This is a genomic window from Rhodoferax sp. (assembly GCF_013297935.1).
Classification (GTDB): Bacteria; Pseudomonadota; Gammaproteobacteria; order Burkholderiales; family Burkholderiaceae_C; genus Allorhodoferax.
Window position 1 is genome coordinate 281,415 of record NZ_JAAFIX010000003.1, and the last position, 24,044, is coordinate 305,458.

Annotated in this window: 26 protein-coding genes; all 26 read right to left on the reverse strand. The window is 59.9% G+C overall.

Translation table 11 applies throughout. From position 1 onward, the window contains the following. Window positions 1–13 precede the first annotated feature (13 nt). The 26 genes from hisI to QZW03_RS06980 all read right to left on the reverse strand — a co-directional run bounded on the left by hisI (window position 14) and on the right by QZW03_RS06980 (window position 24,043). Window positions 14–427 (reverse strand): phosphoribosyl-AMP cyclohydrolase, encoded by a 414-nt coding sequence (gene hisI, locus QZW03_RS06855; protein WP_296509232.1) that lies wholly within the window; start codon window positions 425–427, stop codon window positions 14–16. 59 nt (window positions 428–486) lie between these two features. After that, window positions 487–1,266: an imidazole glycerol phosphate synthase subunit HisF gene (hisF, locus tag QZW03_RS06860; protein ID WP_296509233.1), complete on the reverse strand. Its 780-nt coding sequence runs from the start codon at window positions 1,264–1,266 to the stop codon at window positions 487–489. Then, entirely contained in the window at window positions 1,266–2,006 is a 741-nt protein-coding gene (gene hisA, locus QZW03_RS06865) for a 1-(5-phosphoribosyl)-5-[(5-phosphoribosylamino)methylideneamino]imidazole-4-carboxamide isomerase (RefSeq protein WP_296509234.1), read from the reverse strand. The genes hisF and hisA overlap by 1 nt, the downstream gene beginning before the upstream one ends. A 68-nt stretch (window positions 2,007–2,074) precedes the next feature. Next, window positions 2,075–2,737 carry an imidazole glycerol phosphate synthase subunit HisH gene (hisH, locus tag QZW03_RS06870; RefSeq protein WP_296509235.1) on the reverse strand — a complete coding sequence of 221 codons (663 nt, stop codon included), beginning with the start codon at window positions 2,735–2,737 and terminating at the stop codon, window positions 2,075–2,077. Then, complete coding sequence (gene hisB, locus QZW03_RS06875) at window positions 2,737–3,351, reverse strand: imidazoleglycerol-phosphate dehydratase HisB (RefSeq protein ID WP_296509309.1); 615 nt, start codon at window positions 3,349–3,351, stop codon at window positions 2,737–2,739. The genes hisH and hisB overlap by 1 nt, the downstream gene beginning before the upstream one ends. Before the next feature lie 91 nt (window positions 3,352–3,442). Continuing rightward, window positions 3,443–4,603, reverse strand: coding sequence for a histidinol-phosphate transaminase (gene hisC, locus QZW03_RS06880; protein WP_296509236.1), 1,161 nt, complete (start codon window positions 4,601–4,603; stop codon window positions 3,443–3,445). Window positions 4,604–4,622: 19 nt separating this feature from the next. Next, window positions 4,623–5,087, reverse strand: coding sequence for a PIN domain-containing protein (locus QZW03_RS06885; protein WP_296509237.1), 465 nt, complete (start codon window positions 5,085–5,087; stop codon window positions 4,623–4,625). Next, the gene (locus QZW03_RS06890; protein WP_296509238.1) at window positions 5,080–5,304 is read right to left on the reverse strand and encodes a CopG family transcriptional regulator; all 225 of its coding nucleotides are present in this window, start codon (window positions 5,302–5,304) and stop codon (window positions 5,080–5,082) included. Before QZW03_RS06890 ends, QZW03_RS06885 begins: the two co-directional genes overlap by 8 nt. Window positions 5,305–6,324: 1,020 nt before the next feature. Next, window positions 6,325–6,711, reverse strand: a complete 387-nt coding sequence (locus QZW03_RS06895; RefSeq protein ID WP_296509239.1) for a Rap1a/Tai family immunity protein — start codon at window positions 6,709–6,711, stop codon at window positions 6,325–6,327. Between the two features lie 29 nt (window positions 6,712–6,740). Next, the gene (gene hisD / locus QZW03_RS06900) at window positions 6,741–8,057 is read right to left on the reverse strand and encodes a histidinol dehydrogenase (RefSeq protein ID WP_296509240.1); all 1,317 of its coding nucleotides are present in this window, start codon (window positions 8,055–8,057) and stop codon (window positions 6,741–6,743) included. Window positions 8,058–8,076: 19 nt separating this feature from the next. Continuing rightward, window positions 8,077–8,715, reverse strand: coding sequence for an ATP phosphoribosyltransferase (gene hisG, locus QZW03_RS06905; protein ID WP_296509310.1), 639 nt, complete (start codon window positions 8,713–8,715; stop codon window positions 8,077–8,079). A gap of 38 nt (window positions 8,716–8,753) precedes the next feature. Continuing rightward, window positions 8,754–8,996 (reverse strand): BolA family protein, encoded by a 243-nt coding sequence (locus QZW03_RS06910; RefSeq protein WP_296509241.1) that lies wholly within the window; start codon window positions 8,994–8,996, stop codon window positions 8,754–8,756. Window positions 8,997–9,003: 7 nt separating this feature from the next. Further along, window positions 9,004–9,759: an ABC transporter permease gene (locus tag QZW03_RS06915; protein WP_296509242.1), complete on the reverse strand. Its 756-nt coding sequence runs from the start codon at window positions 9,757–9,759 to the stop codon at window positions 9,004–9,006. Beyond that, entirely contained in the window at window positions 9,756–10,682 is a 927-nt protein-coding gene (locus tag QZW03_RS06920) for an ABC transporter ATP-binding protein (protein WP_296509243.1), read from the reverse strand. Before QZW03_RS06920 ends, QZW03_RS06915 begins: the two co-directional genes overlap by 4 nt. Window positions 10,683–10,711: 29 nt before the next feature. Beyond that, window positions 10,712–10,978, reverse strand: coding sequence for an STAS domain-containing protein (locus QZW03_RS06925; protein ID WP_296509244.1), 267 nt, complete (start codon window positions 10,976–10,978; stop codon window positions 10,712–10,714). 1 nt (window position 10,979) lies between these two features. Further along, window positions 10,980–11,564 carry a phospholipid-binding protein MlaC gene (locus tag QZW03_RS06930; protein ID WP_296509311.1) on the reverse strand — a complete coding sequence of 195 codons (585 nt, stop codon included), beginning with the start codon at window positions 11,562–11,564 and terminating at the stop codon, window positions 10,980–10,982. Between the two features lie 125 nt (window positions 11,565–11,689). After that, window positions 11,690–12,403 carry a VacJ family lipoprotein gene (locus tag QZW03_RS06935; RefSeq protein ID WP_296509245.1) on the reverse strand — a complete coding sequence of 238 codons (714 nt, stop codon included), beginning with the start codon at window positions 12,401–12,403 and terminating at the stop codon, window positions 11,690–11,692. Further along, window positions 12,400–12,879 carry an outer membrane lipid asymmetry maintenance protein MlaD gene (gene mlaD / locus QZW03_RS06940; RefSeq protein WP_296509246.1) on the reverse strand — a complete coding sequence of 160 codons (480 nt, stop codon included), beginning with the start codon at window positions 12,877–12,879 and terminating at the stop codon, window positions 12,400–12,402. Before mlaD ends, QZW03_RS06935 begins: the two co-directional genes overlap by 4 nt. Before the next feature lie 10 nt (window positions 12,880–12,889). Next, window positions 12,890–13,672 carry a lipid asymmetry maintenance ABC transporter permease subunit MlaE gene (gene mlaE / locus QZW03_RS06945; protein ID WP_296509247.1) on the reverse strand — a complete coding sequence of 261 codons (783 nt, stop codon included), beginning with the start codon at window positions 13,670–13,672 and terminating at the stop codon, window positions 12,890–12,892. Continuing rightward, a complete protein-coding gene (locus tag QZW03_RS06950) occupies window positions 13,669–14,508 on the reverse strand; it encodes an ABC transporter ATP-binding protein (RefSeq protein WP_296509248.1) in 840 nt (279 codons plus the stop codon). The genes mlaE and QZW03_RS06950 overlap by 4 nt, the downstream gene beginning before the upstream one ends. A 56-nt stretch (window positions 14,509–14,564) precedes the next feature. Continuing rightward, window positions 14,565–16,031 carry a glutamate synthase subunit beta gene (locus QZW03_RS06955; RefSeq protein WP_296509249.1) on the reverse strand — a complete coding sequence of 489 codons (1,467 nt, stop codon included), beginning with the start codon at window positions 16,029–16,031 and terminating at the stop codon, window positions 14,565–14,567. Between the two features lie 34 nt (window positions 16,032–16,065). Beyond that, a complete protein-coding gene (locus QZW03_RS06960; protein ID WP_296509250.1) occupies window positions 16,066–20,838 on the reverse strand; it encodes a glutamate synthase-related protein in 4,773 nt (1,590 codons plus the stop codon). A 179-nt stretch (window positions 20,839–21,017) separates the two neighbouring features. After that, window positions 21,018–21,674: a transposase gene (locus QZW03_RS06965; RefSeq protein ID WP_366481432.1), complete on the reverse strand. Its 657-nt coding sequence runs from the start codon at window positions 21,672–21,674 to the stop codon at window positions 21,018–21,020. 73 nt (window positions 21,675–21,747) lie between these two features. Then, the gene (locus QZW03_RS06970) at window positions 21,748–22,524 is read right to left on the reverse strand and encodes an MBL fold metallo-hydrolase (protein WP_296509252.1); all 777 of its coding nucleotides are present in this window, start codon (window positions 22,522–22,524) and stop codon (window positions 21,748–21,750) included. A gap of 87 nt (window positions 22,525–22,611) precedes the next feature. Then, the gene (locus tag QZW03_RS06975; protein WP_296509253.1) at window positions 22,612–23,082 is read right to left on the reverse strand and encodes a hypothetical protein; all 471 of its coding nucleotides are present in this window, start codon (window positions 23,080–23,082) and stop codon (window positions 22,612–22,614) included. Window positions 23,083–23,128: 46 nt separating this feature from the next. Continuing rightward, window positions 23,129–24,043, reverse strand: coding sequence for an SAM-dependent methyltransferase (locus tag QZW03_RS06980; RefSeq protein ID WP_296509254.1), 915 nt, complete (start codon window positions 24,041–24,043; stop codon window positions 23,129–23,131). Window position 24,044: the final 1 nt, after the last annotated feature.

A 24,044-nucleotide genomic window follows, 5' to 3' on the forward strand; every position in this document is an offset into this window, starting at 1 on the left:
GTGAATACGCGCTTTACTTGTAAATGGATTCAGGGTCTTTCAGCACCGGGTCCACCGCCGCCCACACGCCGTCCTTCAGCACACTGAAGAAGCAGCTGTGGCGACCGGTGTGGCAGGCAATCCCCGGCTCGTGGCCCAACTGGGTCACTTTGAGCAAGATAACGTCACTGTCGCAGTCCATGCGAATCTCATGGACTTTCTGCACATGGCCCGACTCCTCGCCCTTGAACCAGAGCTTGTCACGCGAGCGGCTGAAATACACCGCCTGCCCGAGCTCCACCGTTTTTTGCAACGCTTCGCGGTTCATCCAGGCAAACATCAGCACATCGCCGGTGGTTTGCTCTTGCGCAATCACCGGCACCAGGCCTTTGGAGTCCCAGCGAATGTGCTTGATCCAGCTGACGGGAGGGGTAGTGGGAGTGTCCATTTGCTACTTTTTTAATAGCTACTCGCGCAATATTAGCGAGGGCTAGAGGCCAAAAAGGCTTAAATCCGGACGGGAATTCCCCGCTCGGCCATACGGGCCTTGGCTTGGCCCACGGTGTATTCACCGTAGTGGAAGATGCTGGCCGCCAACACGGCGTCCGCCCCACCCTGCTGCACACCATCGGCCAGATGGTCGAGGTTGCCTACGCCACCGCTAGCAATCACCGGCACACTGATGGCGTCTGCCACCGCGCGGGTCAGCGCCAGGTCAAAACCGCTCTTGGTGCCGTCGCGGTCCATGCTGGTGAGCAAAATCTCACCAGCCCCACGCCGGGCCATTTCGGTCGCCCACACCACGGCATCGAGACCGGTGTTTTTACGCCCACCGTGGCTGTAGACATCCCAGCCGGCGCCACGGGTGGCGGCGTCTTCAGCCGAGCGCCGCTTGGCGTCGATGGCGACCACAATGGCCTGCGAACCATACTTGTGCGAAGCGTCTTCAATCACTTGCGGGTTGGCCAATGCAGCGGAGTTGAAGCTGACCTTGTCGGCACCGGCATTGAGCAGGCGGCGCACATCTTCGACCACCCGCACGCCACCACCCACGGTGAGCGGAATAAACACCTGGGATGCCACGGCTTCGATGATGTGCAGGATCAGGTCGCGCCCATCGCTGGTGGCCGTGATGTCGAGGAAGGTGAGCTCGTCGGCGCCCTGGTCGTTGTAGCGGGCGGCAATCTCCACCGGGTCACCGGCATCGCGCAGCTCGACAAAATTGACGCCTTTGACGACGCGACCACCGGTCACGTCCAGGCACGGAATGATGCGTTTAGCGAGCATCAGCCGTTCAACTCATCAGCGCGGAGCTGGGCTTTTTCAAAGTCGAGATCGCCGCTGTAGATGGCGCGGCCGCAGATCACACCTTCTACGCCTTCACTCTCTACTTCGCACAATGCCTCAATGTCTGCCATGTTGGACAAGCCACCCGAGGCGATCACGGGAATGGTCAGCGCCTGGGCGAGCTTGACGGTGGCGTCGATGTTGATGCCCGAGAGCATGCCGTCGCGGCCGATGTCGGTGTAGATGATGGATTCGACGCCGTAGTCTTCAAACTTCTTGCCCAGGTCCACCACGTCGTGGCGGGTGAGCTTGCTCCAGCCGTCGGTGGCTACCTTGCCGTCGCGCGCGTCCAGGCCCACGATGATGTGGCCGCCAAATGCGGTGCAGGCGTCCTGCAAAAAGCCGGGGTTTTTAACCGCTGCGGTGCCGATGATCACGTAGCGCAAGCCCGCATCCAGATAGCGCTCGATGGTGTCCAGGTCGCGGATACCGCCACCCAGCTGCACATCAATCTCGCCGCCCACTTCTTTCAAAATCTTGCGGATGGCCACCTCGTTCTTTGGATGGCCGGCAAACGCGCCATTCAGGTCTACCAGGTGCAGGCGGCGCGCGCCTTTGTCAACCCAGCTTCGGGCCATGACCGCAGGGTCTTCGCCGAAAGTGGTGGATTGGTCCATATCGCCTTGTTTGAGGCGAACGCAGTGGCCGTCTTTGAGGTCAATCGCAGGAATTAAAAGCATGGTGCTTCAGGGTTGGAGGAAAAAAGAGGTCGCTTTGCCAAATGCAGAGGTGCGGCAAGGAAAAAGAATCAAGGGTTCCAGTGCAGGAAATTTCGGTACAGGGCTAAACCATGTTCGGCGCTCTTCTCGGGGTGGAATTGCGTCGCGAAAATATTATCGCGCGCAATGGCGCAAGAGAAGCGCTGGCCGTATTCGGTCTCGCCCACGCTGTGGCGCGCATCCGACGGTTGGGCGTAGTAGCTGTGCACAAAGTAAAAGTAAGCGCCGTCCGGCACATCGCCCCACACCGGGTGCCGCAGTGCAGCATCGGCGGCGCCGGTTTGCCACACGCGGTTCCAGCCCATTTGGGGCACTTTGTAGCGGCTGCCATCGGGCTGAATTTGCCCTGCCAGCTCAAACTTGACCACCTCGCCAGGAATCAGGCCCAGCGAGGGCGTGTCTTGCTCTTGCGAGTGGTCGAGCAGCATTTGCATGCCCACACACACGCCCATGAGCGGCTTGTGGGCAGCGGCATGCATGACGGCATCGAACATGCCGGAGTCGTGCAACTCGCGCATGCAGTCGCGCATGGCGCCCTGGCCCGGCAGCACCACGCGTTCGGCGTCCATTACCTCTTGCGCAGTGCGGGCCCACACGACTTCGACACCTGCATCGGCTGCGACATGCATCACCGCCTGGGTGACCGAGCGCAAATTTCCCATGCCGTAATCGACGACTGCCACTTTTTTCATCAGAGCGATCCTTTGGTGGAGGGAATCACGCCCAGTGCGCGCGGGTCGAACTCCAGGGCGGAGCGCAGTGCGCGGGCAAAGGCCTTGAATACGGTTTCGGCCTGGTGGTGGGCGTTTTCGCCCTTGAGGTTGTCAATGTGCAGGGTCACCAGCGCGTGGTTCACAAAACCCTGAAAAAACTCGTGCGTGAGCTGGGTGTCAAACGCGCCGATCATGCCGCTCTTGAAGGGCACATCCATCTCCAGCTGCGGGCGGCCCGAAAAGTCGATCACCACGCGGCTCAAGGCTTCGTCCAGCGGCACATAGGCGTGTCCGTAGCGGCGAATACCTTTTTTGTCGCCCACCGCTTTGGCAAACGCCTGCCCGAGGGTGATGCCCACGTCTTCCACGGTGTGGTGGCCGTCAATGTGCAAGTCGCCTTCGGCCTCGATGTCGAGGTCGATCAGCCCGTGGCGGGCAATCTGGTCGAGCATGTGGTCAAAAAAGCCGATGCCGGTGGACAAGCGGCTCACGCCGGTGCCATCGATATTGATGCGCACGCGGATTTTGGTCTCGGCCGTGTTGCGCGACACCTCGGCAACGCGGGCCGGCATGGCGGTGGAAACTTCAGTCAGTGGGTAATTGCTCATAGCGACTCCTGCCGAGCCGCCTCCAAGGAGGCGACGGCCCCCTTGGGGGGCAGCGAACGAATGTAAGCGTGGGGGTTCATAGTATTTCCTGCAGGGCCTGAATCAGTCGGGCGTTTTCGTCGGCGGTGCCAACCGTCAAACGCAAACAACGGGCCAGCAATGGGTGCATTTTAGAAACGTTCTTGACCAGCACCCCGCGCGCCTTCAAACCATCGAAGACTTTTTGGGCTGCATCGTCGGCACCGGCAAAGCGGACCAGCACCATATTGGCATCGCTGTCCCAGGCTTTCACGCCGGGCATGGCGCGCAATGCTCCTAAAAGCATAGCGCGTTGCGCACATATCTCTTGGGCTTGCGCCGCAAAAGCCTCTTGATGCTCCAAGGCAAACAGCGCGCACTCGTAGTTGAGCACGCTGATGTTGTAGGGCGGGCGCACCTTGTCAATCTGGCCGATCAGGGCGGCCGGGCCAGTCATGTAGCCCAGGCGCACACCGGCCAAGCCGAACTTGCTCAGGGTGCGCATCAGCACCACATGGCTGTGGGCGGCGGGGTTGGCGCGAATCACGTCCATGAAGGTGCGGCTGGAGAACGGCTGGTAGGCCTCGTCCACCGCCACGATGCTGCCGGCCTGCTTGGCTGCGGCGATGACCGTGGCCATGTCGGCCTCGTCCCACAGGTTGGCGGTGGGGTTGTTGGGGTAAGCCAGGTAGACGATGGCGGGCTGCCGCTCGGTGATGGCCTGCACCATGGCGGGCACATCGAGGGCAAAGTCTTCGGTGAGCGGCACGCCCACAAAGTCCAGCCCCTGCAGCTGCGCGCTCATGGCGTACATCACAAAACCCGGCGTGGGCGCCAGCACCACAGGGCGGGCTTCGCCCGGCTGGGCGGGCACATCGCAGGCCATGGAGAGCAGGCTGATCAGCTCGTCCGAGCCATTGCCCAGCATGATGTCGTGGCCGGCCGGCATGCCGGCATAGGCGGCGAGTGCGGTGCGCAAATCATCCACACGGCCATCGGGGTAGCGGTTCAGCGCCAGCGCGCCCAGGCGTTGGCCCAACTCGGCTTGCAGGTGGGCGGGCAGCGAAAACGGGTTCTCCATGGCATCGAGCTTGACCATGCCTTTGGAGTCTTGGATGGCGTAGGCGTGCATGCTCTGCACATCCTGGCGGATGCGGCGCGCAATCAGCGCCTGAACGTCAGCGGCTATGTCGGCAGAAGTATCAGCTGAAGAAGTCATGCAGTGGCTTTCAAAAAAACTAGTCGGCCAGCGCCAGGTCGGCGGGCGTGGCTTGCAAAGGGTTCAGGATGGTGATGCCGTCCATCTGCTGGCCGTGCTGCAGGTCGAACGACAGCACATGGCTGGCCCCGCTCTGCGCGGCGGCGGCCACCACCAGTGCGTCCCAATACGGCAGGCCGAAGCGGGCTTCCACGCCCCAGGCGGTTTCTACCGTCTGGTGGTCAATCTGCCAAGGCTGCCAGAGCTGGTAGCGGCGCAGCTTGGCGCGCGCATCGCCCTGCGGCATGGCGAAGTGGCGGGTGGCCCCCACGTAATAGGCGTTGAGCACCTGGGTGCTGATGCGCCCTGCCCGGCGCTGCCACAGCGCCTGCAGCCATTCGCGCACACGGGCTTGGCGGGCGGCGTCAAACGCGTCGTCGGCGGCCAGCAGCACATTGGTGTCTACAAACACAATGGCGCCGGAGGTGTCGAGCGGGCTAGCCATTGTGGAGATCCCGAGCTGGGTACGCCTTGCCACCCGAGCTGAAGCTGGACGTATCCGCCACCCAATCGCGCTGGGCGCGGGCGTAGGCGTCGTCGTGCTGCATCTTGTCGGTGAGCATCTCACCCACCAAGCGCGACACGCTGGTGTTACGCCGCGCCGCCTCGATCCGCACCCACTCCAGGGTGGCGTCTTCAACGGTGATGGTGACGTTTTTCATTTGAAGGCAGTTTACACGAAATTCGTGTTGCACGAAATTCGTGTGAATTTTCTAGGGTTTATGGATAGGGCCAACGAGCATCGCGCACGTGCCTCGGGCTATAGTGCGACGAAAGCAAAAAACGGGAGGGGTGAACGATGATGGCTGCTCAAGCTAAAAAGAGCACATGGAGGCTGGCGGGTTTACCGCTATCTTTATATGAGCAGCTTGCGCTTATTCCGCGAGGGCTGGAGGCCAATTAGGCTGGTAAATCTGCCGGAATATCCGACTCAGATACATCACGTTAAACAGCGAGAGCCTATGAGATCCATTGCCTACTTTTTGTGCACTGTATTGGTCGCACTCCCGACTTTGCATTGGCTTGTCGTGTCCTTATTGACGCTGCTGAAAGTTCAAGTTCCATACAACTCGCTTCTTTCACTTCTTTTTTCGTTTGGATCTTTGCTTCCTTTTACGTTTGCTTGGGCCCCTCCACGCGCGCTTACGATGCTTCTGGGATATGCAATGATGTTTTTGGTCCTGCGACGGATTTGGTTATTCGTAGTGAAGAAGGAGCGAACACCGGCTTCATTTGTGGGGCTTCAAAAGGCGCTTGGCTACGTCGGATTCTGGTCTCTCTCGCTTAGTGTTCTGGTGTTGATACTCAGCATAGCGCTGAGCGCCGGTTCGGGTGTTCCAGCGGGCCTGCTAATGATGCCCGCGATGTTCTGCGTGCCTTGGGCGTTTTTCATAACCGAGGTCACTAGCTTCACGCGGAAGGCTGCTGCTCGTGCGACTGTTTAACTGGTCGCCCAAGTCGGACGCCTTCGGCGCCCCTTGGCTTCGGCGTTGCTCAAAACCCTAGCCTGCATACCCCAATTGCCTCACTGTGCGCTCACACACAACGTCACACTGCTACAGACCGGATTCAAAACAAACCGAACCGCCAACTCCCGCCGAATTCTTAGGCTTTTCGGACCCTAGCCCTTACGAAATATGCGCAAGCAGCTATCGAATAGATAGCAAAAAAACCTAACGGATTCACAAACAGGGATAAACCGTCCCCAGCGCGTTCACCACCACCAGTTGCACCGGGAAGTCGGCCTCGTAGAGGTCGGCGTTGCGCTTGAGTTCGGATGTGTAGATGTTTTTGGCCATGCTGGGCTCCAGCCTGCGGCCGTTGAGACAGATGCTGGCGGGGGCTCCGGCGCGCACTGCTTGGGCGTGGGCCTCTAGCGCCCCCTCCATAACGCCGACGAGGTAGTAGTCGGTGTAGGTGCTGCCTTGTTTCTCGGTCTTCTCCAAGGCCCGCATTTCGCGGATGGTCATGGCCTGGGCGGTGGAGGCCGCAGCAAGACACAGGGCGAACATGGCTGCCGCTTGCCGCAGCAGGGAGAGATTGTTAGGGGTGTGAGGTGTGGTGCGCATAGGGCTTGGTCGTCCTGATGCGCGCAACCTTACTTCAATCGCATTTCCGCCGCACGCGCATGGGCTTGCAGGCCCTCGCCGTGGGCCAGCACCGAGGCGATCTGCCCCAGCGCCTGCGCGCCCTGCTCGCTCACCTCGATCAGGCTGCTGCGCTTCTGGAAATCGTACACGCCCAGCGGGCTGCTAAACCGTGCGGTGCCGCTGGTGGGCAGCACGTGATTGGGGCCAGCGCAGTAGTCGCCTAGGCTCTCGGAGGTGTAGGCGCCCAAAAAGATGGCACCGGCGTGCTTGAGCAGCGACTCCCAGCGGTGCGGGTCATTGCTGCTTACTTCCAAGTGCTCGGGCGCGATGCGGTTGCTGATGTCGCAGGCTTCTTCCATGCTGCGGGTCCGGATCAGTGCGCCACGGCCGGTAAGGCTCTTGGCAATGATCTCGGCGCGCGGCATTTCGGGCAGCAGGCGGTTGATGCTTTGCTGCACTTGCTCGATGTAAGCCGCGTCGGGGCACAGCAAAATGCTTTGCGCCAGCTCGTCGTGCTCGGCCTGGCTGAACAAGTCCATGGCCACCCAGTCGGGCGGCGTGGTGCCGTCGGCCAGCACCAAAATTTCGCTGGGGCCGGCAATCATGTCGATGCCCACCGTGCCAAACACGCGGCGCTTGGCGGCGGCCACATAGGCGTTGCCGGGGCCGGTGATTTTGTGCACCGCGGGAATGGTGGCAGTGCCATAGGCCAATGCAGCCACGGCTTGCGCGCCACCGATGGTGAAGGCGCGGGTGACGCCGGCCACATAGGCGGCAGCCAGCACCAGTGCGTTCTTCTCGCCCTTGGGCGTAGGCACCACCATGATGATTTCGTCCACTCCGGCCACGTGGGCGGGGATGGCGTTCATCAACACGCTGCTGGGGTACGCCGCTTTGCCGCCGGGCACATAAATGCCCACGCGGTCCAGCGGCGTGACCTTTTGGCCCAAGAGCGTGCCGTCTTCGTCGCGGTAGGTCCAGCTCTCGCCGGAGGCCTTCTTTTGTGCTTCGTGGTAGCTGCGTACGCGCTTTGCGGCGGCCTCCAGCGCAGAGCGCTGGTCTGCGGGAATGCTGTCAAACGCGGCTTTGAGCTCGGCCTGGGTCAGCTCCAGCGCTTTCATGTCGGGGGCGCTCAGGCCGTCGAAACGGGCGGTGTACTCCAGCACGGCGGCATCACCACGCAGCTGCACGTCGGCCAGGATGTCGGCCACGCGCTGCTCGATGGCGGCGTCGGTGTCCGCAGACCAATGCAGGCGCGCCTTGAAATCAGCCTCAAAAGTGGCGCTAGCTGTCGAAAGACGTGCGGGAGCAGCTACAAAATTCATAGCAAAATAGTTTCCGGAGTTACTTGCCGACGGCACCGGCAAAGGCGTCGATGATTTTGCGGATGGGTTCTTGCTTGAGCTTGAGCGCGGCTTGGTTGACCACCAGGCGGGAGCTGATGTCCATGATGCGCTCCACCTCGACGAGATGGTTGGCCTTGAGCGTGTTGCCGGTGGAGACCAAGTCCACAATCGCGTCGGCCAAGCCCACCAAGGGTGCGAGCTCCATGCTGCCGTAGAGCTTGATCAGGTCCACGTGCACGCCCTTGCTGGCGAAAAACTCGCGCGCAATGGCTACGTATTTGGTAGCCACTTTCAGGCGGGAGCCTTGCTTGACGGCCGAGGCGTAGTCAAAGTCGGCACGCACCGCCACGCTGATACGGCACTTGGCAATTTGCAAGTCCAGCGGCTGGTAGAGGCCTTGGCTGCCGTGCTCCAGGAGCGTGTCTTTGCCGGTAATGCCCAGGTCGGCACCGCCGTATTGCACATAGGTGGGCACGTCGGTGGCGCGCACCACCAGCACACGAACGTTGGGCTGGTTGGTGTCGAGAATCAGCTTGCGCGATTTTTCGGGGTCGTCCAGCACCTCAATGCCTGCGGCTTTGAGCAGGGGCACGGTTTCTTCAAAGATGCGGCCTTTGGACAGGGCCAGGGTAATCATGTCTGCGCTCATGGCGGGCTCTCGGGGTTGCGTGCGCCTCAGGCGGACTGGGCTGCCCACTCAGCGGGCGAAAAAGTCTTCATGGACAAGGCGTGTACCTCGTCGGTTTGCATGCGGTTGCCCAAGGTGGCGTACACCAAGCGCTGGCGCTGCACGAGGCGTTTGCCCTCGAATTCGGGCGACACGATGGTGGCGTACCAGTGACGGCCATCGCCTTCGAGTGCGCAATGGTCGCAGGCGAGGCCGGCGGTAATGAGGGCTTGGAGTTGGTCTGCGGTCATAAAAGGTTCAGCTGCGGATTTTGTAGCCGCTGCGCAGCAATTGAAGGGCGATCAGGCTCACCAGCACCGTGGCGCCACCGACCACCGAGAGGCTCAGCCACGGCGACACATCGCTGATGCCGAAGAAGCCGTAGCGGAAGCCGTCGATCATGTAGAAAAACGGGTTGAAGTGGCTCACCCCTTGCCAGAACGCGGGCAGGGAATGGATGGAGTAAAACACCCCGCTCAAAAACGTCATGGGCATGACCACAAAGTTCTGGAAGGCGGCCAGCTGGTCAAACTTTTCAGCCCACAGACCGGCAATGAGGCCGAGCGCTGCCATCAGGGTCGCGCCCAGCACCGCGAAAACCAGAATCCACACCGGTGCGGCGTAGCTCATGGGGGCAAAAAAAGCAGCCACCACAAACACTCCCAGCGCCACCACCAAACCGCGGATGACGGCTGCGCCCACGTAGGCCACGAACCAGTTCCAGTACGACAAGGGGGTGAGCAACAAAAACACCAGGTTGCCCATGACCTTGCTCATGATGAGCGAAGACGAACTGTTGGCAAAAGCGTTTTGCAGCAAGCTCATCATGGCCAGGCCAGGCACCAGAAAGGCGGTGTAGCTGACCTGGTCGTACACCTTCACATGGCTCTCCAGAGCGTGGCCGAAGATCAGCAGGTAGAGCATGGCCGTGAGCACGGGGCCGGCGATGGTTTGCGCGGCGACCTTCCAGAAACGCAGCGTTTCTTTGTAGAGCAGGGTTTGCCAGCCGTTCATGCTTGTGCTCCTTGCTGGTTCATGACGTCGAGGAACACGTCCTCCAGATCGGCTTTGCGGATTTCCACGTCTTCCACCGTGACACCGGCTTGGCGCACTGCGGCCAGGTAGTTTTCAATCTCCAGCGCGCTGTTGGCGGGCAGCTGGACAATGCGGCCGGTAATGCGGGCGCGCGCAGCCAGGTCGGCGGGCAAGGCGTCTGCAGTTTTGAACCGCAACACGTTGCTGCTGGCGGCTTTAAGCAGGTCGCTGGTTTTGTCCAAGGCCACAATGCGGCCGGTCTTGAGCATGGCAATGCGCCCACACAGGGCTTCGGCTTCTTCGAGGTAGTGGGTGGTCAGCAGCACGGTGCTGCCTTGCTTGTTGAGGTTGGCGACAAACTGCCAAAGGGTCTGGCGCAGCTCGACATCCACCCCGGCGGTGGGCTCGTCCAGCACGATGACGGGGGGTTTGTGCACCAGCGCTTGCGCCACCAGCACGCGGCGCTTCATGCCGCCGGAGAGTTGGCGCATGTTGGCATTGGCTTTGTCGGCCAGGCCCAGGCCTTCCAGCAACTCGTCCACCCAGGCTTCGTTGTTGCGCAGGCCGAAGTAACCGGACTGGATGCGCAGCATCTCGCGCACATTGAAAAAGGGGTCAAACACCAGCTCCTGCGGCACGACGCCGAGCTTGCGGCGCGCATCGGCATAGTCGGCCTGCACATCGCTGCCCAACACGCTCACGCTGCCGCTGGTGGGCCGCGACAGCCCTGCGAGCATGCTGATCATGGTGGTTTTGCCCGCTCCGTTGGGGCCAAGGAGACCGAAGAATTCGCCCTGCTCGATGTTGAGACTGACGTTATCGACTGCCTTGAAGGTTGAGCCTTTCGGCCCCTTGGGCGAGGGATACGTCTTGGAGATGGATTGGAAGGAGATGGCGGGCATAAAGAACCCGCGATTTTACGCTGCCGCGCTTATGCGGGCTTGAGGAGTGCGTCAATCCCATACAGCGCAGCGAGGTCGCGCAAACGAGCCGGGAGCTTTTGCACTGCAAACAACTTGCCGGCCTTGGCGCATTCGCGCCGCAGCTCCAACAACACTGCCAAAGCCGAGGAGTCGAAGCGCTGCAAACGCTCACCATCAATCACCACGGTGCCGGCTTCGTGCTGCAGTCCGTCGCGCAGTTCGGACAAGCAGGCGGGTGCGACCTCGTGGGTCATGGTGGCGGGCAGTTTCAGCACATCAGCCTTTCTTGGCGTTGGCCTTGTTTTGTTCAGCCAAGGCGTCGATCAGTCCATCGACACCCTTGGCATTGATCTGCTGGGCAAACTGGCTGCGGTAGGTTTCCACCAGCCACACGCCCAACACGTTCAGGTTGTAGATCTTCCAGCCTGCGCCCACGCCCGGGGTTTTTTCCAAGCGGTAGTCGAGCTGGATGGGATCACCCTTCCCTTTGATTTCGGTACGAACCACCACTTCTTTATCCTCCGGCGCTGCGCGCAGGGGCTTCATGGCAATGGTCTGGTCGCTCACCTGCGCCAAAGCGCCGGCATAGGTGCGAACCAGCAGGGTCTTGAACTCGTCTTGCAAGCGCTTTTGTTGCTCCGGGCTGGCCTGGCGCCAGCCGGGGCCCACGGCAGACGCTGTCATGCGCTGGAAATTCACGTTGGGCATGATGCGGCTGTCCACCAACGCAATGATTTTGGTGAGCTCGCCTGTGCGAAGGGTTTTGTCCGCCTTGATGGTGTCGAGCACATCGACCGACAAGCGCTTGATCAGCACATCGGGGGCCTCGTCGTCGGCCAAAACAGTCAGCGGCGCCCACATGGCACCCAGCACCAACGCACTGAACACACCACCCAAAAATCCACGTTTCTTTAACATTCATCGTCCCTCAAACAGGCCCAGATTATCCACTTCGGCGATGGTTAGTCGCGCCACCCGCTTCAGCCTTACGGCTCAGAGGGTTCTTCGTCCGGCGGATTGCCGTCATACACCTGATAACGCTGGCGCTGCAAATACGCATCGCGGGTAAACGAGTAGCGATCGAGCGCTGCGCCATTCACCACCCCTTCCGCTGCCAGATAGGTGGAGCGGGTATCCACCACATTCACCACCGTGAGCCCGGTGCGGGTGCCCTCGTCGGCAACTTGGTTGACCAGATTGCCTTGGCGGTCAATGGGCAATGCTGCGACCTCACGCAATGTAAATGGGCCGAGCAGCGGCAGCACCACATAGGGCCCGGCACCTACCCCCCAGTGGCCCAGGGTAATGTTGAAGTTGGAGGGGTGCTTTTCGATATTCAAATCGCTGGCCACATCGATCAAACCGCCCAACCCGATGGTGCTGTTAACCATGACACGGCCCACGCTGTCGCCGAAGGCCTGGCCGCGCAACTGCAGTCCGTTGTTCACGGCAGACCACAGGTCACTGAGGTTGCCGAAAAAGTTGTTGATGCCTTTGCGGCCCCAGGAAGGAACTGTATCGACGTAGGCAGTCGCCACCGGTTTGAGGACCGCGCGGTCCACCGCATCATTGAAGCCGAACATGGTGCGGTTGATGGACTCCAGCGGATCCCGTGGATCGGGGTTGGCCACCGTGGCGCACCCCTGGAGGCACACCACCGCCGCAACAGCGAACCAGCGCATAACTGCAAGGCGTTTCATGGTGACTCTTTCCCGGATGGGCCGTCCGCCGCTTTGCTGTACAGGAACTGGCTGATCAGGTTTTCTAACACCACCGCGCTTTGGGTGGTGCTGATGACATCGCCGGCCGCGAGGTTGGCGCTGTCGGCACCGGCTTCAATACCGATGTACTGCTCGCCCAACAAGCCACTGGTCAAAATTTTGAGCGAGCTGTCTTTGGGGAACGCAAAGCGCTTGTCCATCGACAAGTTCACCTTGGCTTGGAAAGTTTTGTCGTCAAAGCCAATGGACTCCACCCGGCCGACCACGACACCCGCACTTTTGACGGCCGCCTTGGGCTTGAGTCCGCCGATGTTGTCGAACTTGGCCGTGACTGCGTAACCCTTGTCCACGCTGAAGCTCAACAGATTGGCGGACTGCAGTGCCAGGAACGCTAGCGCCAAAGCACCGAGCAACACAAACACGCCCACCCACAGATCATTTTTTGAACGCTGCATTTTTCTACCCTCAAATACTAAACATCATGGCGGTCAGGACAAAGTCCAGTGCCAACACGGTGAGCGATGCTACGACCACCGTGCGGGTTGTGGCGCGGGCCACACCTTCGGGGGTGGGCTGGGCCTCAAAACCCTGCAACAGGGCGATAAAACTCACCGCAAACCCGAACACTACGCTTTTGATAACGCCATTGCCCACGTCAACCCACGCATCCACCCCGCTCTGCATCTGGCTCCAGAAAGCACCGGAATCAATACCGATCATGGGCACACTCACCACCCAGCCCCCCAGCACACCGACGGCACTGAAAATAGCGGCGAGGATGGGCATGGCAATGATGGCCGCCCAGAAACGCGGCGCCAGGATGCGCGAGACCGGATCAACAGCCATCATCTCCATGGCACTGAGTTGCTCACCGGCCTTCATGAGACCGATTTCAGCGGTCAGCGACGTTCCGGCGCGCCCGGCAAACAGCAAGGCTGTCAGCACGGGGCCAAACTCCCGCACCAGGCTCAGGCTGATCAACATGCCCACCGAATCCGCAGCACCAAAGCGCTGCAGCCCGTAGTAGTACTGCAGGCCCATCACGAAGCCGACGAACACCCCTGACACCGCAATGATGGCGAGGGAGTAATTCCCCATGAAGTGAATCTGATCACGCAACAAGGCAGGACGGCGCAACACCGCCCCGATTGACGCCACAAGACGGAAAAACAATCGGGCACCGGCACCCGCATCCGCCAGTTTGCTACGGACGGCGAAGCCGAGTTCAGCCGGGTGAAGGAACTTCATGGGTGGAGTCCGGCAGAAAAGTCCGCATCCACGGGGGCTGCGGGGTAATGGAAACGCACCGGACCTTCCGGCAGTGCATTGACGAATTGGTGCACCAAGGGGTCTACGCTGTCGCGCACCTCTTGCGGTGTTCCCTGGGCTGCAATTTTCCCGTTGGCCAGGACGATGACCTGGTCTGCAATATGAAAAGTTTCTTCCAGGTCGTGGGACACCACGATGCTGGTCAGGCCCATGGCATCGTTAAGCTGGCGGATCAGGCGGGCTGCGGTGCCCAATGAAATCGGGTCGAGGCCTGCAAAGGGCTCGTCGTACATGACCAACTCTGGGTCCAGGGCAATCGCCCGCGCCAGTGCTACGCGACGGGCCATGCCCCCTGACACTTCCGAGGGCATCAAGTCCCGGGCTCCCCGCAGGCCCACGGCGTTAAGCTTCATCAGCACGATGTCACGGATCAGCGCTTCGGGCAGGCCGGTGTGCTCGCGCAGGGGAAAGGCTACGTTGTCAAACACGCTCAGATCTGTGAACAGGGCCCCGAACTGAAACAGCATGCCCATGCGGCGGCGGACCGCATACAGGCTTTTAGCGCCGAGCTGAGACACATCCTGCGAAGCCTCGCCGTCCTGCGCGCCGTGCAGCAGAACCTGACCGCTTTGCACGCGGTTCTGCCCGCCGATGAGGCGCAGCACGGTCGTTTTACCGCCGCCTGAGGCTCCCATGAGGGCTGTGACTTTGCCGCGAGGTACGGTGAGGCTGACGCCATCCAGAATGCGACGCTCCCCGTAGCCGAAGGAGACGTTCTTGAGTTCAACCAGTGCAGTAGAAGATGTTGGAGCCATAAAGCAAGAAGGCCGGGATGTGCCCGGCCTTGGAATGATAAGGGGGAAAACCCTTATTAGCGCGGCAGCTCGGTAAAGCCCATCAGGAACTCATCGACCGCACGGGCAGCCTGGCGGCCTTCACGGATGGCCCACACCACCAGCGACTGGCCGCGACGGATGTCGCCTGCGGCAAAAACCTTGGGCACATTGGTGGCGTAGCCACCGGTGAAGTCGGTCGTTGCCTTGGCGTTTCCACGAGCGTCCTTGTCAATACCGAAGGACTCCAGCACGGTCGCCACCGGGTTCACAAAGCCCATGGCCAGCAACACGAGGTCGGCCTTGAGAACTTTTTCAGTGCCGGGCACATCGACCAGCTTGCCGTCTTTGAACTCGACTTGCACGGTCTTGAGGCCGGTGACCTTGCCTTTTTCGCCGATGAACTCTTTGGTAGAGATGGAAAACACACGTTCGCAACCCTCTTCATGGCTGGAGCTGGTACGCAGCTTCAGGGGCCAGTAAGGCCAAGTCATGGGGCGGTTTTCTTCTTCAGGGGGCTGCGGCATCACCTCGAACTGGGTCACGCTGACCGCGCCATGGCGGTTAGAGGTACCCACGCAATCGGAGCCGGTGTCGCCACCGCCGATGACGATGACATGCTTGCCATCGGCACGCAGCTGGCCCTTGAGCTTGTCGCCCGCATTGACCTTGTTCTGCTGAGGCAGGAACTCCATGGCGAAGTGGATGCCGTCGAGGTCGCGGCCGGGCACGGGCAGGTCACGCGATTGCTCGGAGCCACCGGTCAACAGCACGGCGTCAAAGTCTTTCTTGAGCTGCTCGGGGGAAATGGTTTCCTTGGCCCAGTTGGTGACCTTGGAATCTTTAGGCATTTCGCCGACCAATACGCTGGTGCGGATAGTGACGCCCTCAGCGACCAGCTGCTCTGCGCGGCGGTCGATGTGGGACTTCTCCATCTTGAAGTCAGGAATGCCGTAGCGCAGCAGGCCGCCAATGCGATCGTTCTTTTCGAACAAGGTCACGTCGTGACCGACGCGGGCCAGCTGCTGAGCTGCCGCCATACCGGCCGGGCCGGAACCGACGACTGCGACCTTTTTGCCGGTCTTCACGGTCGAGGGCTGGGGAGTCACCCAGCCTTCGTGCCATGCGCGGTCGATGATGGCGTGCTCGATCGACTTGATGCCCACCGCTTCTTCGTTGACGTTCAAGGTGCAGGCTGCTTCGCATGGTGCGGGGCAGATGCGACCGGTGAACTCGGGGAAGTTGTTGGTGCTGTGCAGCGTGTCGATTGCGGCCTTCCAGTCCTTGCGGAACACGAGGTCGTTGAAGTCCGGAATGATGTTGTTGACCGGGCAGCCGTTGTTGCAAAACGGTGTGCCGCAGTCCATGCAGCGGGCTGCTTGTTTGTTGGCTTGTGCGTCGTCCAAGCCGATCACAAACTCTTTGTAATTCTTCAAGCGCTCGGTGACGGGCTTGTAGCCCTCTTCGATGCGCTCAAACTCCATGAAGCCAGTGACTTTTCCCATGATGTAGGTCCTTGTGCGTTAGATCAAGCCAGCCTTACTTGGCTGCGGCTGCTTCTTTTTTTGTAGCAGCCACCGCAGTCTTTGCGGGGGCTGGAGCCGATTTGCGTGCATTAATTTCACCCAGAGCACGTTTGTACTCATTGGGAAATACCTTCACGAACTTGGCACGGGATACATCCCAGTTGTCCAGCAATTCACGCGCGCGCTTGCTGCCAGTCCAACGGTTGTGGTCTTCCAGCAGTTTCTTGAGTTGGGCTTCGTCCGACTCACCGCGGTGCCACACAGCCTTGTCGACCGCAGTAGCTTGCTCAGCAGCAGTCAGCACCTTCTCCAGGCTGACCATAGCGGTGTTGCAGCGCTTGGCGAACTGGCCGTCTTCGTCATACACGTAGGCGATACCGCCGCTCATACCCGCTGCGAAGTTGCGGCCGGTTTTGCCCAGAACGGCCACGGTGCCGCCGGTCATGTACTCGCAACCGTGGTCGCCGGTACCTTCGACAACTGCCGTAGCGCCAGACAGACGCACCGCAAAGCGCTCGCCTGCCACACCACTCAGGAAGGCTTCACCGGTTGTGGCACCGTACATCACGGTGTTGCCCACGATGGTGTTGCGAATGGCTTCGCCACGGAAGTCGATGCTAGGACGCACCACCACGCGGCCGCCGGAGAGGCCCTTGCCGGTGTAGTCGTTGGCATCACCAATCAAGTACAAGGTAATGCCCTTGGCCAGGAATGCGCCGAAAGACTGGCCGCCTGTGCCTTCGAGCTGGATGCGGATGGTGTCATCCGGCAAGCCCTCAGGGTGCACTTTGGTCACCGCACCGGAGAGCATGGCGCCCACCGAACGGTTGACGTTACGGGCGCGCTCCATGAACTGGACCTTTTCACCCTTGTCGATAGCGGCGCGGCTCTTGGCGATCAGCACATTGTCCAAAGCCTTCTCCAAGCCGTGGTCTTGCTCCAGCACCTGGAAGCGCGGCACGTCGGCAGGAACGTTGGGCTGGGCAAAGAGACGGCTGAAATCCAGGCCCTGCGCCTTCCAGTGCTCGATGCTCTTGCGGGTGTCGAGCAGGTCGGAACGGCCGATCATGTCGTCGAACTTGCGGATACCCAGCTGGGCCATGATCTGGCGCACTTCTTCAGCGATGAAGAAGAAATAGTTCACCACGTGCTCAGGCTTGCCGGAGAACTTGGCGCGCAGCACGGGGTCTTGGGTCGCCACGCCCACGGGGCAGGTGTTGAGGTGGCACTTGCGCATCATGATGCAGCCTTCCACCACCAGCGGTGCGGTGGCAAAGCCGAACTCATCAGCACCCAACAAGGCACCGATCGCGACGTCGCGGCCGGTTTTCATCTGGCCGTCAGCCTGCACGCGGATGCGGCTACGCAAGCGGTTGAGCACCAAAGTCTGCTGGGTTTCGGCCAGTCCGATTTCCCATGGGCTGCCGCAATGCTTGATAGAAGACCAAGGGGACGCGCCGGTGCCGCCGTCGTGCCCGGCGATCACCACGTGGTCAGCCTTGCACTTGGCAACGCCGGCCGCAATGGTGCCCACACCGATTTCGGACACCAGCTTCACGCTGATACCGGAGTGCGGAGCCACGTTTTTCAAGTCGTGGATCAGCTGGGCCAAATCTTCGATCGAGTAAATGTCGTGGTGTGGAGGAGGCGAAATCAGGCCCACGCCGGGTACCGAGTGACGCAGCTTGCCGATGTACTCAGAGACCTTGCCACCAGGCAACTGACCGCCTTCGCCGGGCTTGGCGCCTTGGGCCATCTTGATCTGGATCTGGTCTGCACTGGACAGGTACTCGGCGGTCACACCGAAACGGCCGGACGCGACTTGCTTGATGCGGCTGCGCAGGGAGTCGCCCGCCAGCAAGGGCAGATCCACTTCCACGTTCTCAGCACCGATCACGCTCTTGAGGCTGTCGCCCTGCTTGATCGGGATGCCTTTGAGTTCGTTGCGGTAACGCGCTGCGTCTTCACCACCTTCGCCGGTGTTGCTCTTGCCGCCGATACGGTTCATGGCCACGGCCAAAGTGGCGTGCGCCTCGGTAGAAATGGAGCCCAAGGACATGGCGCCAGTTGCAAAGCGCTTGACGATTTCCTTGGCGGACTCAACCTCTTCCAGTGGAATGGCCTTGGTGGGGTCCACCTTGAACTCAAACAGGCCGCGCAAAGTCAGGTGACGCTTGGACTGGTCGTTGATGATCTGGGCGTACTCTTTGTAGGTGTTCCAGTTGTTGGCACGGGTGGAGTGCTGCAGCTTGGCAATGGCATCGGGTGTCCACATGTGGTCTTCACCGCGGGTGCGCCATGCGTATTCGCCACCGGCGTCCAAGGCGTTGGCCAGCACAGGGCTGTCGCCGAAAGCGAGCTTGTGCATGCGGATTGCCTCTTCCGCGATCTCGAACACACCAATGCCTTCCACCTTGCTCGGGGTGCGGGTGAAGTACTTGTCGATGGTTTCGGTGTTCAGGCCGATGGCTTCGAACAACTGCGCACCGCAGTACGACATATAGGTCGACACGCCCATCTTGGACATGATCTTGGACAGGCCCTTGCCGATCGCCTTGATGTAGTTGTAGATGGCTTTCTCGGCGCTCAGGTCGCCCGGCAGCTCCTTGTGGATGCTTTGCAGGGTTTCCATGGCGAGGTAGGGGTGCACGGCTTCTGCGCCGTAGCCGGCCAACACGGCAAAGTGGTGCACTTCGCGGGCAGTACCAGTTTCGACCACCAGACCGGCAGTGGTGCGCAGGCCTTCACGCACCAGATGCTGGTGGATGGAGGACAGAGCCAACAGGGCCGGAATAGCCACTTGGGTGGCGCTGATGTTGCGGTCGCTGATGATCAGAATGTTGTTGCCACTCTTGATGGCATCAACAGCCTCTGCACACAACGATGCCAGCTTGGCTTCGACGCCCTCATGGCCCCATGCCAGGGGGTACGTAATGTCCAGCGTGTAGCTGCGGAACTTGCCTTGGGTGTGGTGCTCGATGTTGCGCACCTTGGCCATGTCGGCGAAGTCCAGCACGGGCTGGCTCACCTCTAGACGCATGGGTGGGTTGACCTGGTTGATGTCCAACAGGTTGGGCTTGGGTCCGATGAAGGACACCAGCGACATGACGATGGCTTCGCGGATCGGGTCGATCGGCGGGTTGGTCACCTGTGCAAACAGCTGCTTGAAGTAGCTGTAGAGCGGCTTGTTTTTGTCAGACAACACGGCCAAGGGACTGTCGTTGCCCATGGAGCCGATAGCCTCTTCGCCGGCGGTCGCCATGGGGGCGATCAGGAATTTCAAGTCTTCTTGGGTGAAACCAAACGCTTGCTGGCGATCCAGCAAACTCACCTGATCAGTTATGCGCTTGGGCTCTACGCCGGCCACCACGGCCGACAGGGCGCTGTCAGTGCGGCGCTCGTCGAAGGAGACGTTGTCGAGTTTGATGCGCAGGTTCTCGATCCACTGCTTGTAGGGCTTGCTGTTGGCGAGGCTGGCTTTGAGCTCTTCGTCATCAATCATGCGGCCTTGCTCCAGATCGATCAGGAACATCTTGCCGGGCTGCAGGCGCCACTTGCGCACTATTTTGTTTTCAGGCACCGGCAACACGCCGGACTCGGAGCCCATGATGACGAGGTCGTCATCGGTGATGCAGTAGCGGGAAGGACGCAGGCCGTTGCGGTCCAGAGTGGCGCCGATCTGGCGACCATCGGTGAACACGATGGAGGCGGGGCCGTCCCATGGCTCCATCATCGCGGCGTGGTATTCATAGAAGGCCTTGCGGCGCTCGTCCATGGTGGTGTGCTGCTCCCAGGGTTCTGGGATCATCATCATCACGGCTTGGCTGATGGGGTAACCCGCCATGGTCAGCAACTCGAGGCAGTTGTCGAAGGTGGCGGTGTCGGACTGGTCGGCAAAGCTGATGGGGTACAGCTTTTGCAAGTCGGCCGCCAGCACGGGGGAGGACATCACGCCCTCGCGTGCTTTCATCCAGTTGTAGTTGCCCTTGACGGTGTTGATTTCACCGTTGTGCGCCACATAGCGGTACGGATGCGCCAGCGGCCACTCGGGGAAGGTGTTGGTGGAGAAGCGCTGGTGCACTAGGCCGAGGGCGGACACGCAACGGGCGTCTTCCAAGTCCTTGAAGTACACACCCACCTGGTCAGCCAGCAGCAGGCCTTTGTAGACCACGGTGCGGCTGGACATGCTGGGCACGTAATACTCTTTAGAGTGGGTCAAGCCCAGGGCCTGAATGTTCGCACTGGCGGTCTTACGGATTACATACAGCTTGCGCTCCAGCGCGTCTTGGACGATCACGTCGTTGCCGCGGCCGATGAACACTTGGCGCAAGATGGGTTCTTTTTCGCGCACGGTGGGCGACATGGGCATGTCGCGGTTCACCGGCACATCACGCCAGCCCAGCAGCACCTGGCCTTCGGCCTTGATGGCGCGTTCCATTTCCTGCTCGCAAGCTAGGCGCGAGGCGTGCTCTTTGGGCAAGAAGATCATGCCAACGCCGTACTCGCCCTGGGGCGGCAAGGTCACACCCTGCTTCGCCATTTCTTCGCGGTACAGCGCGTCAGGCAACTGGATCAAGATACCGGCGCCATCCCCCATCAACGCATCAGCACCCACGGCTCCGCGGTGGTCGAGGTTTTCGAGGATCTTGAGTGCGTTCTTGACGATGTCGTGGCTTTTCTCGCCCCGGATGTGCGCCACAAAGCCGACGCCGCAGGCATCGTGCTCGTTAGCGTTGGAATACAAACCGTGGTCTTTAAGGTGTTGGATTTCGGCTGCCGTGGTCATGGCGCACTCCTGAAAATTGCAGTGGGTTGGAGAATACTGCAATGCAACAAAAGTGCCAAGAATTTTAAATAGGGTCTGACCCTATTTAATTTCAAGTCAGATGAGCGAGATATTTAATGGGGACATATTAAATTCATAGCATGGAGCGCACGTGAAATAAGCGCTTACACGGGAAAACACTAGTCTTCGAGCGCGTTCCTAGGTCGCCCCGGTGCTTTTTTACTCAGTCTGCGGGGTGTGCTTTTTTGCAAATTTGCGACAAACTCAAGGTCACCCAGTACCCAGCCGCCGGTCACCGACGCTGTGATCTCTTGCAGTTGCACTGAATTGAGGCCCTCCCTGACTGCGGCCTGGTAACGCGCCTCCCGGGCAAATGGGGTATTGCCGAGCCCCCAATATTCGGAGTGGCTCGCCATGCGCCTGTCTGATCGGGCGCCGCTGTAATGGGGAAAGCTAGACCAGGGGTAATCCTCGGGCGCCACCTTGTTGCCAAGCCTGAGTGCATGGGTGTCGAAAAAAATCAACACGGGCATAAACCATAAGGGTTGCAGCACCGCAGATTTGAACCGCCCTTCCCACAAGGTGCCTCGTCGGCTGTATTTGCGGTTGAAGTATCGGACATAGCTTCGGCCGAGTGACTGCATCAGCGCCGGAAGGCCCTCCGCGGTGGCCGGAGTCACCAGCAAGTGGAAGTGATCTTCAAGGATCACGTAACCATGGACCTCTACGTTCAGTGCGTCAGCATTCGAATGCAGAGCAGTCAAAAAGGTCTCAAAGTCCTCACTGTCCTTGCACAGCATTTGCCCCGATGCAGCGCGCTGCAGTACGTGATGCAAATGCCCTGCTATCGCTAATCGGGGAAGTCGTGCCATGGACGGCGATGGTAGCGGAAGCCCACCCTCTGCCCCGCTACAAACTGCGGACAGGCAATTGGTATTGCGGCGCACCCATCAAATCGATGCCACACGACAAAGAGTCCAGCCAGTTCAGCAACTGGGGAATGGCCTCACCAACCAAAGGCGCGCCATGCTGCGGGACGATCATGTGGATATCCAACCTTCGTACCATCTGGACCCATAACTTCAAAATTTTGTTGCTCACCATGTATCGACGGTGAAAAGGCTCCATACCTGGCGGCATCGGCTGCAAACTGGTGATGGCTTGCTGAGCATCCTGACCCGAGACCATGGAAACTCCCAGATCACCCGAAAACAGAATTTTGCTTATCGGATCGTAGAACTGGAAGTTACCCTCGGCATGCATAAAGTGTGCGGGCAACAGCCACAGTTCAGACTTGCCCAATTTCAGGATGCCTCCTTCGTCGGGTATGGCGGTAATCCGATCTTCAGTTTTTCCCACCTTACAAAAATGGGGGGCAAAGCGCGCCCAGAGCTGGGAGATCAGCAGCTTTGCGGAGGTAGACGTCATCCAACGGTCCAAAGACGCAATGATGTCCGGATCCGCGTGCGATGCAATGATGTAGTCGAGATGCTGCGGCGCCATGTATTTGCGCATGGTCAGGTTCAGCTCGTTGTAGGTCATGTTGCCACCCGGATCGAGGATGACCCCTTGGCCGTGGTCCACGATCAAAAACTGGTTGGCCTGGACTGCCTCGGCCTCATCAGAGACCAGATCGCTGAACATCACGCAGCTATGGTGCGCATCTTTATAGAGTTCTACCGCCATGTCAGGGCCCTTATGCAAAGTGGGCGCCTATGCGCCCACATGAACCCCGATTGTTAAATCAACTCCCCTAAAGGGCATTGACACACATCAATTTTTAGGTGCCTTGGTCACGCGAACTTTGCCGCCTGTAGTCACGATGATTACAGGGTCACCGGCGGCCAATTGCTCGCCGCCTTTAGCCTGCACGATGGCGCGGCGGTCTCCGCCCTTCAGCTGCACCAGGATTTCTACAGCTTCTTCTTTCGTTGAAAACCGCTCGATGGCATTGCCCGCCGCCGCACCGGCGACGCCCGCCAAAACGCCGAGAACCTGGGCCTCACGCTGTACGCCACTGCCGCCATAACCACCAATAGCGCCAACCACTCCGCCCACCGCAGCACCAACACCGGACTGGTTGCCGTCAACAACCACGTTGCGGATGGACAGCACCACACCGTCCTGCACCTGTGCCATGCGCTGGGTATCTCCGCGCTGAATCACGTCCGGGCTGCTGCTTGCGCATGCGCCCAACAAGGTGACGACTACACCGACACCCAACCATTTCATCCAATTTTTCATATCTTTCTCCAATGTGGAAATACGCCTGCGTTGAACAGCTAACGCTTCAGACAGCAATTCCGTTGTCTCGCGTATTGTCGGCCGGCAATGTAAACCGCGTGTCAAGCAGGGGCAGTAGTCCGAATTCCTCCAGAATGGCTTTCAACCGCTCCGCTGACTGGCGCTTTTTTTGGCCGGTGTACCGCGCGAGGATGAGCTCGTTCTTCATGCTGTGCTCCCAACCGACCAATTCGGTGACCGTGACCTGATAACCGTGTGCCTCGAGGTACAGGCAACGCAGCACATTGGTGAGCTGACTCCCCATTTCTCGCGTGTGCAATGGGTGCCGCCACAACTCCGCCAACGGTGTGCGAGTGAGGTTGAGCGCTTTACTTTGGTTCAGGTGGCGCGCCAGCTCAGCTTGACAGCACGGAACCAACACAAATGCCTTGACCCGTTTTTCAAGTCCAAAGGCGATAGCGTCATCCGTTGCGGTGTCGCAGGCATGTAGCGCGGTAACGACGTCAAACTGTTTAGGCAGCTCCTCTAGCTGGGTTGAGGCCTCGACGCTCACATTGAGAAAACTCATCCGCTCGAAATGAAGCTTTTCAGCCAGCTGGCGGGACTTTTCTACCAGCTCGGCGCGGGTTTCGATGCCATAGAGATGGCTATGTTGCAGGTGCTTGAAATAAAGATCGTAAAGAATGAACCCCAAATACGACTTGCCTGCGCCATGGTCCGCCAGAGTGAAACTACGGTCCGGGTTTTGCGGCAGTTCGTTCATCAACTTCTCAATGAACTGGTACAAGTGATAGACCTGCTTGAGCTTGCGGCGGGAGTCCTGATTAAGTTTGCCCTCTCGGGTCAGAATGTGAAGCTCTTTCAAGAGCTCCAGGGATTGCCCGTCGCGAATTTCCGGGATAAGGGGCTCTTGAGCGATAGAACCTTTGCTGTGACCCGCTGTTGCTTTTTGTTTTTTCATG

Excerpts from the sequence above, each read along its gene's own strand:
- hisI (WP_296509232.1), bottom strand. The coding sequence starts at position 427 with ATGGACACTCCCACTACCCCTCCCGTCAGCTGGATCAAGCACATTCGC.
- hisF (WP_296509233.1), bottom strand. The coding sequence starts at position 1,266 with ATGCTCGCTAAACGCATCATTCCGTGCCTGGACGTGACCGGTGGTCGC.
- hisA (WP_296509234.1), bottom strand. The coding sequence starts at position 2,006 with ATGCTTTTAATTCCTGCGATTGACCTCAAAGACGGCCACTGCGTTCGC.
- hisH (WP_296509235.1), bottom strand. The coding sequence starts at position 2,737 with ATGAAAAAAGTGGCAGTCGTCGATTACGGCATGGGAAATTTGCGCTCG.
- hisC (WP_296509236.1), bottom strand. The coding sequence starts at position 4,603 with ATGACTTCTTCAGCTGATACTTCTGCCGACATAGCCGCTGACGTTCAG.
- QZW03_RS06885 (WP_296509237.1), bottom strand. The coding sequence starts at position 5,087 with ATGGCTAGCCCGCTCGACACCTCCGGCGCCATTGTGTTTGTAGACACC.
- QZW03_RS06890 (WP_296509238.1), bottom strand. The coding sequence starts at position 5,304 with ATGAAAAACGTCACCATCACCGTTGAAGACGCCACCCTGGAGTGGGTG.
- QZW03_RS06895 (WP_296509239.1), bottom strand. The coding sequence starts at position 6,711 with ATGCGCACCACACCTCACACCCCTAACAATCTCTCCCTGCTGCGGCAA.
- hisD (WP_296509240.1), bottom strand. The coding sequence starts at position 8,057 with ATGAATTTTGTAGCTGCTCCCGCACGTCTTTCGACAGCTAGCGCCACT.
- hisG (WP_296509310.1), bottom strand. The coding sequence starts at position 8,715 with ATGATTACCCTGGCCCTGTCCAAAGGCCGCATCTTTGAAGAAACCGTG.
- QZW03_RS06910 (WP_296509241.1), bottom strand. The coding sequence starts at position 8,996 with ATGACCGCAGACCAACTCCAAGCCCTCATTACCGCCGGCCTCGCCTGC.
- QZW03_RS06915 (WP_296509242.1), bottom strand. The coding sequence starts at position 9,759 with ATGAACGGCTGGCAAACCCTGCTCTACAAAGAAACGCTGCGTTTCTGG.
- QZW03_RS06920 (WP_296509243.1), bottom strand. The coding sequence starts at position 10,682 with ATGCCCGCCATCTCCTTCCAATCCATCTCCAAGACGTATCCCTCGCCC.
- QZW03_RS06930 (WP_296509311.1), bottom strand. The coding sequence starts at position 11,564 with ATGTGGGCGCCGCTGACTGTTTTGGCCGACGACGAGGCCCCCGATGTG.
- QZW03_RS06935 (WP_296509245.1), bottom strand. The coding sequence starts at position 12,403 with ATGAAACGCCTTGCAGTTATGCGCTGGTTCGCTGTTGCGGCGGTGGTG.
- mlaD (WP_296509246.1), bottom strand. The coding sequence starts at position 12,879 with ATGCAGCGTTCAAAAAATGATCTGTGGGTGGGCGTGTTTGTGTTGCTC.
- mlaE (WP_296509247.1), bottom strand. The coding sequence starts at position 13,672 with ATGAAGTTCCTTCACCCGGCTGAACTCGGCTTCGCCGTCCGTAGCAAA.
- QZW03_RS06950 (WP_296509248.1), bottom strand. The coding sequence starts at position 14,508 with ATGGCTCCAACATCTTCTACTGCACTGGTTGAACTCAAGAACGTCTCC.
- QZW03_RS06955 (WP_296509249.1), bottom strand. The coding sequence starts at position 16,031 with ATGGGAAAAGTCACTGGCTTCATGGAGTTTGAGCGCATCGAAGAGGGC.
- QZW03_RS06960 (WP_296509250.1), bottom strand. The coding sequence starts at position 20,838 with ATGACCACGGCAGCCGAAATCCAACACCTTAAAGACCACGGTTTGTAT.
- QZW03_RS06970 (WP_296509252.1), bottom strand. The coding sequence starts at position 22,524 with ATGGCGGTAGAACTCTATAAAGATGCGCACCATAGCTGCGTGATGTTC.
- QZW03_RS06975 (WP_296509253.1), bottom strand. The coding sequence starts at position 23,082 with ATGAAAAATTGGATGAAATGGTTGGGTGTCGGTGTAGTCGTCACCTTG.
- QZW03_RS06980 (WP_296509254.1), bottom strand. The coding sequence starts at position 24,043 with ATGAAAAAACAAAAAGCAACAGCGGGTCACAGCAAAGGTTCTATCGCT.